The 13,970-nt window shown below is 55.1% G+C and carries 12 protein-coding genes; 1 reads left to right on the top strand and 11 read right to left on the bottom strand.

The genetic code is table 11. The features are described from left to right. Positions 1 to 129: 129 nt before the first annotated feature. From HQL63_12965 to flgK, 9 genes are all read right to left on the bottom strand, one after another. Positions 130 to 477: a hypothetical protein gene (locus HQL63_12965; GenBank protein ID MBF0177737.1), complete on the bottom strand. Its 348-nt coding sequence runs from the start codon at positions 475 to 477 to the stop codon at positions 130 to 132. Between the two features lie 4 nt (positions 478 to 481). Next, on the bottom strand, positions 482 to 910 hold the full coding sequence (fliS, locus tag HQL63_12960; protein MBF0177736.1) for a flagellar export chaperone FliS: 429 nt from the start codon (positions 908 to 910) through the stop codon (positions 482 to 484). Between the two features lie 20 nt (positions 911 to 930). Next, complete coding sequence (fliS, locus tag HQL63_12955; GenBank protein ID MBF0177735.1) at positions 931 to 1,329, bottom strand: flagellar export chaperone FliS; 399 nt, start codon at positions 1,327 to 1,329, stop codon at positions 931 to 933. A gap of 103 nt (positions 1,330 to 1,432) precedes the next feature. Next, a complete protein-coding gene (fliD, locus tag HQL63_12950; GenBank protein ID MBF0177734.1) occupies positions 1,433 to 2,887 on the bottom strand; it encodes a flagellar filament capping protein FliD in 1,455 nt (484 codons plus the stop codon). A 44-nt stretch (positions 2,888 to 2,931) separates the two neighbouring features. Then, positions 2,932 to 3,375: a flagellar protein FlaG gene (locus HQL63_12945; GenBank protein MBF0177733.1), complete on the bottom strand. Its 444-nt coding sequence runs from the start codon at positions 3,373 to 3,375 to the stop codon at positions 2,932 to 2,934. Between the two features lie 70 nt (positions 3,376 to 3,445). Next, on the bottom strand, positions 3,446 to 4,324 hold the full coding sequence (locus HQL63_12940) for a flagellin FliC (GenBank protein ID MBF0177732.1): 879 nt from the start codon (positions 4,322 to 4,324) through the stop codon (positions 3,446 to 3,448). Between the two features lie 86 nt (positions 4,325 to 4,410). After that, the gene (locus HQL63_12935; GenBank protein MBF0177731.1) at positions 4,411 to 4,884 is read right to left on the bottom strand and encodes a flagellar assembly protein FliW; all 474 of its coding nucleotides are present in this window, start codon (positions 4,882 to 4,884) and stop codon (positions 4,411 to 4,413) included. Positions 4,885 to 4,941: 57 nt separating this feature from the next. Then, on the bottom strand, positions 4,942 to 6,201 hold the full coding sequence (locus HQL63_12930) for a hypothetical protein (protein ID MBF0177730.1): 1,260 nt from the start codon (positions 6,199 to 6,201) through the stop codon (positions 4,942 to 4,944). Between the two features lie 39 nt (positions 6,202 to 6,240). After that, complete coding sequence (gene flgK / locus HQL63_12925) at positions 6,241 to 8,055, bottom strand: flagellar hook-associated protein FlgK (protein ID MBF0177729.1); 1,815 nt, start codon at positions 8,053 to 8,055, stop codon at positions 6,241 to 6,243. 442 nt (positions 8,056 to 8,497) lie between these two features. Here flgK and HQL63_12920 point away from each other — a divergent pair, with 442 nt between their 5' ends. Further along, on the top strand, positions 8,498 to 9,331 hold the full coding sequence (locus HQL63_12920; GenBank protein ID MBF0177728.1) for an inositol monophosphatase: 834 nt from the start codon (positions 8,498 to 8,500) through the stop codon (positions 9,329 to 9,331). 289 nt (positions 9,332 to 9,620) lie between these two features. Here HQL63_12920 and HQL63_12915 read toward each other — a convergent pair whose 3' ends face one another. Together HQL63_12915 and HQL63_12910 are read right to left on the bottom strand one after the other, a co-directional pair. Next, entirely contained in the window at positions 9,621 to 10,442 is an 822-nt protein-coding gene (locus HQL63_12915; protein MBF0177727.1) for a hypothetical protein, read from the bottom strand. A gap of 498 nt (positions 10,443 to 10,940) precedes the next feature. Next, complete coding sequence (locus HQL63_12910; protein MBF0177726.1) at positions 10,941 to 11,789, bottom strand: flagellin FliC; 849 nt, start codon at positions 11,787 to 11,789, stop codon at positions 10,941 to 10,943. Between the last annotated feature and the right edge of the window lie 2,181 nt (positions 11,790 to 13,970).

Genomic DNA, 13,970 nt, shown 5'->3' with positions numbered 1-13,970 from the left:
CCCACCAGGAGGAAGGGCGCAGCCCTTCCTCCTGGACCTCCATCCCAGTCTTTTATACGTTTTTTTTTGGGGCTTCGCCCCAAATCCCACCAGGAGGAAGGGCGCAGCCCTTCCTCCTGGACCTCCATCTCACGCCTGGCAACGAACCAACGGCTCCTGACGCCTGTACAACCCATCCCGAGCCTTCTGCAACGACTGCACGCGCCGATTTTCCGCATAAAGCTGCGCAGCCACTTCCGACTGGTAGGCCACCAAACCCGCATGAATCTCCGGAAGTCTCGCCAACAGCCCCTCCAACCGCACCCGCCATCGGACCTTATCTTCCGCCAGATGCGACCGGACACGCGACTCCAACAGCAGCAACTGAACAACGCCTTCCCACTCACCCGTCAGGCACATCAACCGATCCATCTCGATCTCGTCGGGTTTGGCCATCAGGTTCAGGAGCTGTTCCAAACGATCCAAGGTGTCGTCCATGATCTTATAGACTCTTGGATATGGTCCGAGCCGGCGCCACCCCGGTCGCCATGACCGCCCCTGCCTTGACCTGTTTGATGGCCACCCGCCACCCTTCCAGGAGCGTATTCAGCTGAGTGATCACCTCGCGAATATAGGAGACATCCTTCGTCAAATTGGCCTGCGTCAAATATTCGAGCATGAAACCATAAAGCTCGAACAACATGATCGCCACTTCGCCACCCTTCTGGAAATCCAGAGTGCTCTGGAGTTCAGAAATGATGGCCAAGCCCTTGCGCAGATACATTTTATGCTCGGCCAGATGCTTGGCTTCCATTTCGGTGATGGAAAGCTCCAGGAAGCGGACGGCTCCCTCATACAGCATGATGAGCAGATCCTCCTTGGAAGCCGTGGTGGCTTTCGATGTTTTATAACTCTGCAATCCGTAGGACATAGCGCCACCTTGTTACTGCATCAGGATGCCAACACCGACCTCGCAGCACCGCGCCATCCATCCAGCAACGTCTCCAGTGGAGAGATAACCCGCTCCAGGTAGGTTACGCGATGCGTCAACTCCGCCTGTTTCAGGCTGTCGAGGACAAAAGCATAGAGGTCGTTCAATTGCGCCGACAGCTGGCCGCCATCCTTGAAATTGAGCGTCCTCTTCAACTCTTCGATAATACGGCGGCCCCGATCCAGATTGCGCTTGAAATCCTCGATCTCCTCGGCCTCAAGGGCATCCTGGGCATCCTCGATGTAACCAATGGCCCCTTCGTACAAACGCACGACCATCTCCAACGGAGACATTTCAAGAAGTTTGCTCACCTCTTCGCTCCTGGATGTTCCACACGATTCCGCAATTTGGAGTTCCATGTCTCTCTCCCAATCTCGATTGGCACTTCATTGGATATGCCCACAACAGCCGGGCTCTCAGCGGCGCCCGGCCATATTCGACACACGGCAAACAATCTCAGGGTCAGCCATTCAAGCCGGACAAAGCTTGTTGCAGTGAACTCCCCTGCCCTTGCATCGCACTGGTCAACTGCTCCAGTTTGGCAAATTTCAGGGTCAACTGCTCCCTCACCTTGTCCAACCGGGCCTGTTCCCGATCCATCTGATCCTGAACCCTTTTAAGGCGGGTATCCATGCCTTCCAACTTGGACGAAACAGGGCTGCCCGTGATGTTGGTGACATTCTGCAATAAATCGTTCAACCGATACGCCAAACCACGCTTGGCGCCAAAAGTCGTCATAAAATTGGTATAATCCGTCGCTATCGGCGTCACCGTAAAGAGGGAGGCAATGGAGTCAAAACCCTTGGCGATGGCCGTACTGAATCCAGTTTCGTCCAGACTCAACGTCCCATCCGAAGAGCTCGTCCGGACGCCGATCTCCGCCAGCATAGAGTAGGGAGTCAACTGGCTATAGGGACCGCCCGTGGGCGTGATGGCTTGCGTGGCATAATGCAGCTCTGCCTTCAATTGCGCCAAGACACTCCGCGCCATGGATGCATCTTTCGCCAAACGCCCCCCTTTGGCCGCCTCCGTATTGACAAAACTGACGATATCATTGAATGACTTCATAAAATCGTTCAACGTGGTCTTCAACGTATCCGTGTCGTTGGCGATCGAAACTGTTTTATTGACGCCGACATCAGCTTTTAAAAGGTTCAAGGTCACCCCGGTCAATGCCGTACTGACTGAATTACTGGTGCTGGTCACCGTGACGCCGTCGACCAGCAGGCTGGCATTGACACCCGCCACCTTCTCGGTAAAACTCGTGGCGTTGATGGCGCCACTACCGAAGTTCATGCTTCCGGAGGTCATGGCAATACGCGCCGCCGCACCGTTGAGGCCAGCATCCTTGGCCCGCAACACCAAGCGGTATTTCGAGCCATCATACAAAACACTGGCATCCACACCCGTGGTCGTAGAGGGGTTGAGGGTGGTGTCGGTATTGATCGCGGCCGCAATGTCGGACATGGTCATGCCGGTCGTGATCGTCGTGTTGTAGGCCGTACCATTGTAGGTGATGGTCAGAGGCGATGTCACCGCTGTGGTGGTCGCCGTGGAGGAGGTCGCGGCATTGGCCGTACCTTGCGCCCAGGTGTTGTTCTTGGCTATGGCATTCACCTGGATGGTATGGGTCGCCGCCATCGCATCGCTGCTGGCCGTGGCCGTCAGGACCGCCGTGTCGGAGGAGGTGACCGTGTGCGGCCTGAAAAGCGCCGGATCCTTAAGGGACTCGGCCTTGGATTTCAGGGCCAGCAATTTGGACTTAAAATCGCTGACGGCACTCTTCTGTTGCGTATAGACGGCCTGATTGGTCTGCAATTTAACCATGCGCGTCTGCTCAGCCTTCATCAGCTGATCGACGATATCCGCCGGCAAACCGCTGGCCAACCCTCCAAATGTCACGCTACCGAGTGCCATGGCCCATCCTCCTGATGCACTAAATCCGACTCATGCCGTCGACCTCATACCTTCGCGTCATACAGGACACCTTCCATCTCCTTCATGCGCTGCGAAACGGCCAACATGCTCTCACTGGGAAACTGACTCACCACCTTATCAGTATCCTTATCGACCACACGCACCACCAACTTTTGCGTTTTCTCATCAATTCTGAACTGCAACGCGGTGGAACCCACCAACGACTTGTTGCACTCCTCGACTTTGGCGTCCAGCCACGACCGCTCGACGTTCGTTTTGCCGTCGGCGACACGACCCTGTTCCTGGCCTCCCGGGATCGCCGCATCCGGGGAGGCCCTCCCTGCATCCAACACACTCGATACAGACATCTCCCGCCGATCAGAAGACCCCATGTCAACACCTGATCGACGGGTATCGTCCGCCATGGTTCCATCCGCATAACCCCGCACCACAATCTGCGGGGCGACAACATTGTTGATGTCACTCATTGGAATGCCCTCATCGCCGAAAAATCAAGCCGCCACGCCGGAAGCAACATGATTTCTAGCCACCCCGTTCCTACTTGCCAAGCAACTGCAAAGCCAATTGTGGCTGTTGATTGGCCTGTGCCAAAACCGCCGTGGCCGCCTGCTGCATGATCGCATTTTTGGTCAGGTTGGCCGTCTCCGCCGCAATATCCGTATCCTGAATGCGCGACCGGGCCGCCGAGGTGTTCTCCACCATGTTGGTGAGGTTGGCGATGACCGATTGAAAACGCGACTGTACGGCACCCAGATTGGCACGAATGTTATTGACCTGATCCAGGGCAAAGTCGCACATGGCCAGAGCCGAGTTGGCACCAGCCACCGTCGATACGGTCAAGCTGCCCAAACCACCCGTGTTATAGCTGAGGTAAAACAGTGTCGAACCCAGCCTTTGACCACCCGAGAGCAGTCCGGTCTGCGTCGCATTGTCGATGCTGAACCGGATCACATCGCCCGAATAGGCACCTACCTGGAACTGTTGGTTCTGATAGCTGCCCATCAACAGACCCACCCTGTTGAACGTGGACTGCACCGCAATACGTTGGATATCCGACAGCAGTTGCTGGACTTCCTTGTTCAGGCTGGCCCGGTCGGTGGAGTTATAGGTGGAGTTGGCCGACTGCACGGCAAGCTCCCGGATCCTCTGCAAGGCACTGGTGGTTTCATCCAGCGCCCCTTCCGCCACCTGCGACAGGGATATGCCGTCGTTGGCATTCCGAATCGCCATGTTCAAACCACGAATCTGGGCTGTCACCCGTTGGCTGATGGCTGCACCAGCCGCATCGTCCATGGCTGAATTGATTCGCAACCCGGATGACAAACGCTTGAACGTCGTACCCAGCGTATTGGTGGACTTTGCCAAATTGCGTTGAGCATTCAACGAAGTGACGTTTGTATTAATATAAAGTGCCATGATTTCACCCTCTTCCTGACATGACTCCGCATCATTCCTGTTCCAGACTCATCCTTGATCAAGCCAAGTCCGGCATTGCGAAAACATCAAACCCCGGCGGAAACCCGCACCTGATTCCGTGCCCGTTGGGCGCTTTCGTTCTGCTCCTTGAAGGTCTGGCGCAGGCTCTCGGGAATGAGAGGCTGACGCGGCGAATACTCTTTCAGCAGGATCTGTTTTCCCAAACGATTGACCACATTCACCACCACGGGGCCAGCCAGATTGGTCCGCATCTCCTCGGGACGCCCTTCCGGGATGGTCACCAGACAGAAGATTTCCACATCCTCCCCCCGGGTCAGGCTGATGGACTCCGCGTCCGGATCCTGGATGGCAAACTCCAGGTCGGAAAAAAAGTCAAACGGGTTGATGACGATGAAGGCAATTTCCGGTTCATCCACCGACTGCAGCCAGAAAAACGAGGAGTCCTCTCCATAGGGGAAGAGCAAAAACCGCCTGCTCAACGGAAAACCCAGCAATCCCTCGTTCAGTTGGATGATTTCGCCCTCATTAAACTCCAACATGCCAAAACGCGTTCCCTGAAGTTCCATAATCAGTTCTCCATCCTGCCAACGAATCCCCTACCTGAGGAAATCAAGCAGGGATGTGTTCAGCACCTGCCGCTCGCTGCTCATCATCACCTGCAACGCTTGCGTCGTCTGCTCCAAACGACTCATGACATCAAAAGTATCCGCACTGATGTTATTGGCCTTGGCCTCGGTCAAAGTGAGGCTGTCATCCTCCAATGTGCTGTTGATCGACTGCACCTGGGCCCCCCGAATTCCGGTGATGGCCTGCATATCCGAGGCTTGCGCCCGTCCTTCCTGGATGCGCCCCAACCAGGCATTGACCTCGTCGTTATCCGCTCGCAGAAAAGCCCCCCGCAGCGCAGTCAAGGCTGCCAACAGATTCACCCCACGTCCCGGAGGTGTCTTTCCGTTGATCAACTCATCACCCGTGACGTTGCCGTCGATGCTGCGAGTGTCAGCCACCTTGACCTTCCGGTCTGCCGCCCCCCCCTGATAGGCGGGCACCACCTCGAAATAGTAGGCATCTTTGTTGGCTTGCGTCGTGGCAGGCGTGATGGTGAAGGTCACCCCACTGGCCACATTGATCACCTGTTGACCACCTGTGGCCACGACATCCGTCGCATCCCCATTGACATCCACCGTATACACCGGCGCCGCCAAGGTTGCTCCCTGGGCGCCCGTGGTCCTATAGGTCACCTTGACACTCATGGGGACCGTCGCCGGGGTTCCAGTGATCTGTGCCGAAGCGGTCGTACCCGTCGTGGTAGTCGTGCCCGTCGTGGCGGTCGTACCCACCGCACCAGGAATATCGACAAACCCACCCGTACTGCCGGCCCGCAGCTTGACCCCGGTGGCCATCACCACCCCGTCACTGAAGGGATTGCGCGTCTTGCCCCCCCCGAACAAAGGCACCCCATCCACCTGAACGTTGGCGCTCTTCATGACATCCTGATACATCGCCAACACTTCCTGCCCGGTCGCCTTCATGATCTGGGGTATGCCAGCCGAGTTGGAAGATCCCATCTTGATGATCAACTCGCTGGCGTCCTGAAACTTCTCCTGGATCGTCTGGACGCTCTGTTCGGCCATGATGAAGCGATCAGTCGCCATGCCGGTGGTTTTTTTCAGGGTATCGACGCCGGCCAGGTCCGATGAAAACAAAAGATGACGGTACATGGCCGTCGGGTCATCGGAAGAGGTGGCAATGCGATTTCCCGACGTGGTCTGATCCTGGATTTTGCTCAACTCCTGGTATTGCGCCTGCAAAGAGCTGGCTGTATTCCTGTATAACATCATCTGGGTTACACGCACGCTACCCTCCTTCGCCTGCCACTCCTCAACCCGCAAACCTTACCGCGCCATCCCGATGATCGACTGCAACAACTCGTCGGTAATCGACACCATCTTGCTGGATGCCTGAAAGGCGCGTTGAAACTTGACCAGATCGGTCAACTCCTCTTCCATCGACACACCAGAGACCGAATCGCGCGTCTGTTGCAAAAAATCGGTGGTCGATTTTTGCGCGACGATCGACTCCTTGTTCTGTCTGCCATCCACACCGATGTCACCGACAATATCCGCATAGTGACGGCTGAAGGTCGTCGCATGACCGACGATCGTAAAATTGACCGTCCGCAGAGCGCCCAGGGCCATCAAGCCGGAGTTTCCCGCATCATCAAACCGGGGAACACCGTTGACATCCTTGTACACTTGCGACACCGGCAACTGGTTCGTATCCCTCAGCAACTCCGGGTTGGCCACCATATCCTGCGCCCCGTTGCCGCCAAACATCGCCCCGATCCCCAGGGCCGCCAAAATATTGCTCGTATCCGAGACCACCCCATAAACCCCCGGCGATGTGGTCGTTGTGGTAGCTGTTCCGGTCGTTCCCGTTGTGCTGGTCACCGGCTTGCTGCTGATCTGCAACCGGTTATCCGGCGTGATGGTTGCGCTGACGGCCAATGAAGCATTCAACAGGTTCTTGATCTGCGTCAGACTCTGCGTCGCCGGATCAATCTGCACCGTCGCCCATGTCAAATTGTCGGCATTCGGGCCATAAGCGAACGTGATCTCCCCCTTCTGCACCCGAGAAAGATCAGTCGGACTCCCCTGGTACTTGCCACTCCGGGCATCCGTCACCAGGGAACCGATCGATGTGCTCAAGTCGCCACCCAGATTCATCACCCCTGTCTGTGTCGTGTTCATCCCGGAAGCTACGGATTGGCTCTGTATCGAATTCACCTGAAAACGGATTTCGTCAACAATCGACTCCAGACGGGTCAAATATCCACCACTGCCATTGATCGCCTGATCCCGGATTTCCAACAACCCCTTCAACGTCCCGCCACCAACCAGTGAGGTAAAATCAAAAGATTGCCCATCGACGCCGATCCCGGAAAACCCTGTCGTTGTCGTTCGATCATTACGCGAAAACTGCGCTACATATTTTTCATCCACCAACAACTGACCCGACCGGGTTTGCAGGACCATACTGCCACTGGCGCCAGCCAAAACCTGCACATCGATCATGCCGCTCAGCTTGTTCAACAACTCCTGCCGTTGATCCAAAAGATCCAGAGGGGCAGTACCCGCACTGTTGGCGCGCACAATTTGGACGTTGATATCACGAAAATTTTTCAGTTGACTATTCAAATCGCTCAGTTGATTGGTCACTTCCTTGTCTACAGGCAGGGCCATCTCCGTCAATCTCGAATACATCTTGTTGGCCTGAAGAGTGAGACTCTGGGCATCACTCACCACCTGCGCACGCGCCACAGTATTGGCCGGGTTGTCAGCCGCGCTGCTGACTGAATCAAAAAACTTTTCCAGGCGGGAGGCAAATCCGTCACCATTCAGATCATTAAACACATTCTCGATCTGGTCCAAAAACCGATCCCGCGCATCCAACCGCCCGCTTTCACTGTTGCTCAGTTGCAACTGCCGGTCGATCAACTCATCCACCTTCCGACCCACATCGGAGATCTGCACCCCTTCACCACCCACACCGCTCCCAAAAATCGACTTCGGATTCGCCGCCAGAGAAACCACCTGCCGCGAATAACCCGGCGTGTTGGCGTTGGCGATGTTGTGTGAAGTCACCTTCAGTGCGCCCTGACTGGCAAAGAGACCCAGCTTGGAGCTGTTCAAGATATCCGTGATCGCCATCGGGTTGTCCCCTTCCACTTGCCCATACTGAGGCGGCTCTGCCCCTGCAAACAAACAACCTGAACCAAAAACGCGAGATAAATCCGCGATCATATCGACAGCAACGGTCTCGCATATGTCGTGCCAAGAGAACAGGCACGACAATTCCGCCCCTCTGCATCTCTCCTGACCGAAGGTGCGGTTCGCCTGGATAGACGCATACTTTATGCCAACAAGGTATGGACCACGTTTTAAACCGTTTTTGCAGGGCGCCGCGTGCCGGGTCGCTGTATTCACGTCGCGTGGCGAGGCAAAGTGGGCAAATGTTTCCCGTCTGCCCGCCTTCAGGCGGCATATTTGTCCGCCACCCAGTGACGCCGAGCAATTTTTTTGGCAGGGTGCTGGATCGTTATCGGGCGTGTTAACTTTTTGTCGTCATCGGGACATCGATCGCAGAGGCGTCATGCAACAATCTCCCATTCTCACCGTCATCACCCGGGCGGCCCGCAAGGCCGGCAGCATTGCCCTGCGCCATTTCGACCGACGGGACGAACTCACCATCCGGGAAAAATACCCGCATGATTTTGTCTCCGAAGCCGACACCAACGTGGAAAAAGAGATTCTTTACCATCTGCGCAAGGCCTATCCGCAATATGGCATCCTGGCCGAAGAGAGTGCGCAGGACAAAAAGTTGCGTCAGGGTTGGTACTGGATCATCGACCCCATCGATGGAACCACCAATTTTTTGCGTGGCATCCCCCACTTTGCCATTTCCATCGCTCTGGCCCAGGACGATGTCATCATGGCCGGCGCCGTTTTCGACCCGGTCCTGGACGAGCTTTTCACCGCTGAAAGAGGGCGTGGGGCCTTTCTCAACGACCGACGCATCCGGGTCGCAGCCACCGCCTCGCTGGGCGACGCCTTCCTGGCTACCGGTTTCCCGGTCCGCGAAACAGAGTTGCGCACCTTCTACCTGCAATCCTTTGCCAGGCTCCTGATGGCCAGTGGTCCCGGTCTGCGCCGCTCCGGCAGTGCCGCCCTGGAGTTGGCCTATACGGCAGCGGGACGTTTCGATGGTTTTTGGGAGTTGAACCTCAGCCCCTGGGATATCGCCGCCGGGATACTTCTGGTTCGGGAGTCGGGTGGTTTCGTTTCGGATCTCAATGGCGAGGGGGGGTTCCTCAACTCGGGCGATGTGGTGGCTGCCAATCCCCATCTGCATGCCCAACTTCTGGCGGAGCTCAAAAACTCCGGGCTTTTCTCGCCAGCCATAAGTGGCGCTGACAAAAAAATTTGAAAGACCCTCGGGGTCCGGGGCAACGCCCCAAAAAAATACTATTGAAAGACTTGGATGGAGGTCCAGGAGGAAGGGCTGCGCCCTTCCTCCTGGCGGGTTTGGGGCGGAGCCCCAAAAAAATACTGTAAAAAAACTGGGATGGAGGTCCAGGAGGAAGGGCTGCGCCTTTCCTCGTGCCGGGTGGTCGCCATAAAAAAAGGGCGCCGCGTCGTACACCACGGCGCCCCTCTTTCAACACCGAACTTCTCGCCCCCACTGGAAGCGGGAGGGACACGACACCTGATCCGCCTTAACTGACCAAGGTCAACACCGCATGCCCCTGTTGGTGACCCTGCGCCTGGGCGATGGTACCAGCCTCCTGGATGACCGTGTTGCGAATCTGTCTGATCACCCGACTCCCGCTTGACAAATCTTCGGTACGCACCCGGGCCGCCACCATATTTTCAGCCATGGCATTCATGCCCACCACGGCCAACTCAAACTTGCTCAACACATCATCCATTTCGTTCCGGATGCCCGCAACGTTGACCATGGACCGATCTACCTGATTTCTGGCATGTTTCACATCACTCACAACCCCGGGCTTTCTTGACGTGTCCAGGCCGTTGCCCGCCACGTTCACATCGAAACTCGAAATCCTCATACCCATGGAACCACCCTTTTCAAGCTGGGACTCCAGCGATTGCAGTTTTTCTTCCGGCAGGTTTCCATCACCGTACAGGCTTTCACGGGCAACCCGATCGACATCATCGATCAATTCTCGAATCTTCGTCTGTATACCACTCAGATCCAATCTTTTGTCCGCCAGGGCGCCTCCCGGACCAAGCAGGGTCCGGATCTGCTGCAAGGCAGCCTCCATCTCCCGCAGGCCATCTCCTGCCAACTGAGTCAGCGAAATCCCGTCATTGGCATCCCGGAGCGCTTGATTCAACTCCCGGATACGCACGTTCATTCCTGACAGAAAGTCATACTCTGAGTCATCCTCTGTTTCCTCATGGATCTGCGCTCCCGACACCAAGCGTCGGAAAGGCCTTCCCAACGGAGAGGACGACCGGCCCATCTGTCGTTGGGCAAAAACAGCCGCCCAACTCTTATCGACGGCAAAGGTCATCGGTTCTCCTCCAATTACCGGATGGCATGGACCAGCACCACGCGCCGCCGGTTCCGGTTGTGGATCGCTCACACATCATCCACGATCCATTTCATCTCTCCAACCCGCCGCGTGGACTCCAAAAACAGGTAACCATTCAGGTAACCGCCCGGCACCATTCCAAGAAAAATCTGGACACGAGAGCCTTTATCAGGGCTTCGTTCCAAACCCACCAAAACTCTGTCCAAAGCCTTGCCAGGAAGCCAGCCCTCTGGATCCCGATTCGCTGTCGGGAACCGAGCGGTTACCAAAAACACACCGCAATGTCTGATTCTCTCCCTTATAACCAAGTCGTTCAAGCAGATATTGACCGATGGATGCACTTTTTCCGGCCAGGCACCGGGATCCGGATGCAACAAAATCCGAATGCCCGGCCCGAGCCTGAAAACCACTGCCCCCTGCACCGGTCGCATCACCCCGGGGACACTTCGACGACAGAATGTCCGGAATGCGGTTCAACTATGACCGCAGCAGGGACAAGATGGATCCAAACTGTTGATTCGCTTGTGCCAAAACCGACATCCCGGCCTGCTTCAGAATGGATGTCCGGCTCATATTGGCAACCTCGTTCGCGATATCCGTGTCCAGGATGCGTGATCTGGCAGCCTCACCAGCCTCGATAAACTGGGACAGGTTTGACGCCACCGATTCAAGCCGCGTCTGCATCACGCCGATGCCAGCGCGCATGCTGGACAAACTGGCAATGGCCACATCCAGACCGGAGATGGTGGAAAGGGCAGCGGAGGTACCACCAGCCGTGCCCGTCAAGTTAAGCGTTGTACAACCCGCCAGGGAGCTGAATGTCACAGCGTGGCTCAAAACTGCACCCAAAACAAGGCTGGCACCGCCGCTGTAGGCCGTAAGAGGGATCGTCAGAGCAGACGCGATACTTCCCATCAGTGGAGAAATGTTGGCATAGGTCGTCCCGGTCGCAATGCGATCGATTTCAGACCACAGCTGTAAAAACTCGGCGTTGAGGTTGTTGCGGTCAGTGGTCGTCGAGGTGCCGCTGGAAGCCTGGACGGCAATTTCCCGCATGCGTTGCAACGAATCCACCATGCTGCTGGTTGCACCATCGGCAATCTGAAACAACGAGGCAGCATCGTTGACGCCTCTCATCACCATGTTGTTGCCACGAATTTCAGCCGTCAACCTCTGGGTCATTCCAAACCCACCCGGATCATCGCCAGCTGAGTTGATGCGCACACCTGAAGAGAGCCGCATGAACGATTTGTTCAGATCTGTATTCGTCTTGTCGATCTGCCTGCCGATCATGATCCCGGATAAATTCGTATTGATGGTAATCATTAACATTCTCCTTGCCATACGTTATGGACTGCCCTTCCATGGATGCAGTGAGTTGCTCATTTTACCGGGCCAACCCTAACCCTGGGGTCTTTGCTATAAAAAAACAATATAACTACATCAAAAACTCCTCTTGAGAGACAATATCCACCTTCATAGCCACCGTGTCTTACCCAACATGGAAACCAAAGTCCCACTCGGCTCGGCACCCATGCGGCATGCACTCCACCCCTGTCCATGCCCACGATAACCTCCGGACACCCGGACGGTCTGTTTTTTACGACTCAATAACTCCGAGATATTCGCATACCCTTTCGTTTTCCAATAATAACCAAAACAGCGTCTCTCATCCCCAAAGCCTTTGTCAGGGCTTCGCCCCGAACCCCACAAGGGCGCTGCCCTTGACCCGCCAGGGAGCCAGCTCCCTGGACCCCAATTCGTGGTCGGGTGGTGAATGGTTACGATCCGCGTAACGATTCACCACCCTTGCAAGAAAAGCCCGGACATGAAAGCCTTTGTCAGGGCTTCACCCCGAACCCCACAAGGGCGCTGCCCTTGACCCGCCAGGAAGCCAGCCCCCTGAACCCCGATTCGTGGCCGGGTGGTGAATGGTTACGATCCGCCAAGACTAATCTGGCACCAGAACGATTGCGAAAACGGCGCATCACGCACGCTCCCCAACATCTTCCAATCCCCTGCCCCACTTGACCCCTGACAGGATGCCCATGCACCCGTGACACAACAAACCCGATAGATACCTCCCTTGTCAGTTATTTGGACAGAATGACCGTTTGACAATCATAACCATTCAAAACTTTTCCAAAAAAAATTTAGTATAAAAATTTTACAAGGGCTTCACCACAACGGTGAATGGTGACAATTCAACACCCTCTCAAAATTTTTGCACCTCCCCATGGCCATACACCATAAACAAAATCTCAACACCTCCCGCACCCTGGACGCACACCACCCCTGGTTTTATCCCTCCTCCAGGAAAACAAGTCGCAACAATGCACACAGAAGCCAGCCCAACTGGCAACTCTCCTGTCCGATCAATCTTGCAACATGACGTAACCGCGTTCAGCACATCCTCCTACTGGATATGACGGTATTGTTGACAAAAAATCACAAACAGCCGCACATGAAGCAAATCATCCTGTAAACGTACCTTTTACAATTAAAAAACATTCAAAAGACGGTCACCATCTTTGTTGTCCATATGGCAACTATTTATCACCCGGCAACGCATCGGGGTTCAGGCGGCTGGCTGGATACGCATTACCTCCCTGGTTTTATCCTGCCTCCAGGAAAACAGGTCGCAACAGTGCGCACAAAAGTCAATCCAACTGGCAACTCTCCTGTCTGATCAATCTTGCAACGTGACGTGACTGTGTTCTGCACCTCCTCCTATTAGATATGATGGTATGATTGACAAAAAAATCACAAATATATGCACATGAAACAAATCATCCTGTAAACGAACCGTTTTACAATTTAAAAACATTTAAAAGACGATCACCATCTTTGTTGTCCACATAGCAACCATTCATCACCCGGCAACACATCGAGGTTCAGGCGGCTGGCTGGATGCGCACCACCCTTCCTGGTTTTATCCTGCCTCCAGGAAAACAGGTCGCAACAGTGCGCACAAAAAAAGTCAATCCAACTGGCAACTCTTCTGTCGAATCGATCTTGCAATATGACGCGACTACGTTCAGCACCTCCTCCAGCTGGATATGATGGTATGATTGACAAAAAATCACAAATATATGCGCCTTAAACAAATCATCTTATAAACGAACCGTTTTACAATTAAATAAACATTTAAAAGACGATCACCATCATTATTGTCCATATGGCAACCATTCATCACCCGGCAACGCCTCGGGGTTCAGGCAGCGGCTCCCTGGCAGGTCCAGGACGGAGTCCTGGTGGGGTTCGGGGCGAAGCCCTGACAAAGGCTTTCATATCCAAGCCTTTCTTGCAAGGGTGGTGAATAGTTACTCATATCCAAGCTTTCCTCAAAAGTGTGCTGAATAGTGACCATCTTTTTTTGGGGCTTCGCCCCAAACCCCACCAGGAAGGGCACAGCCCTTCCTGGACCATCCCAGTCTCTTAAACCCTTTTTTGGGGCTTCGCCCCAAACCCCACCAGGAAGGGCACAGCCCTTCCTGGACCATCCCA

The organism is Magnetococcales bacterium (assembly GCA_015231175.1).
Classification (GTDB): Bacteria; Pseudomonadota; Magnetococcia; order Magnetococcales; family DC0425bin3; genus HA3dbin3.
The sequence above is the reverse complement of the archived record's forward strand: the minus strand, read 5'-3'. Positions and strand labels throughout refer to the sequence as shown.

Excerpts from the sequence above, each read along its gene's own strand:
- HQL63_12920 (MBF0177728.1), top strand. The coding sequence starts at position 8,498 with ATGCAACAATCTCCCATTCTCACCGTCATCACCCGGGCGGCCCGCAAG.
- HQL63_12915 (MBF0177727.1), bottom strand. The coding sequence starts at position 10,442 with ATGACCTTTGCCGTCGATAAGAGTTGGGCGGCTGTTTTTGCCCAACGA.
- HQL63_12965 (MBF0177737.1), bottom strand. The coding sequence starts at position 477 with ATGGACGACACCTTGGATCGTTTGGAACAGCTCCTGAACCTGATGGCC.
- fliS (MBF0177736.1), bottom strand. The coding sequence starts at position 910 with ATGTCCTACGGATTGCAGAGTTATAAAACATCGAAAGCCACCACGGCT.
- fliD (MBF0177734.1), bottom strand. The coding sequence starts at position 2,887 with ATGGCACTCGGTAGCGTGACATTTGGAGGGTTGGCCAGCGGTTTGCCG.
- flgK (MBF0177729.1), bottom strand. The coding sequence starts at position 8,055 with ATGGCGATCACGGATATCTTGAACAGCTCCAAGCTGGGTCTCTTTGCC.
- fliS (MBF0177735.1), bottom strand. The coding sequence starts at position 1,329 with ATGGAACTCCAAATTGCGGAATCGTGTGGAACATCCAGGAGCGAAGAG.
- HQL63_12945 (MBF0177733.1), bottom strand. The coding sequence starts at position 3,375 with ATGAGTGACATCAACAATGTTGTCGCCCCGCAGATTGTGGTGCGGGGT.
- HQL63_12910 (MBF0177726.1), bottom strand. The coding sequence starts at position 11,789 with ATGATTACCATCAATACGAATTTATCCGGGATCATGATCGGCAGGCAG.
- HQL63_12940 (MBF0177732.1), bottom strand. The coding sequence starts at position 4,324 with ATGGCACTTTATATTAATACAAACGTCACTTCGTTGAATGCTCAACGC.
- HQL63_12935 (MBF0177731.1), bottom strand. The coding sequence starts at position 4,884 with ATGTTGGAGTTTAATGAGGGCGAAATCATCCAACTGAACGAGGGATTG.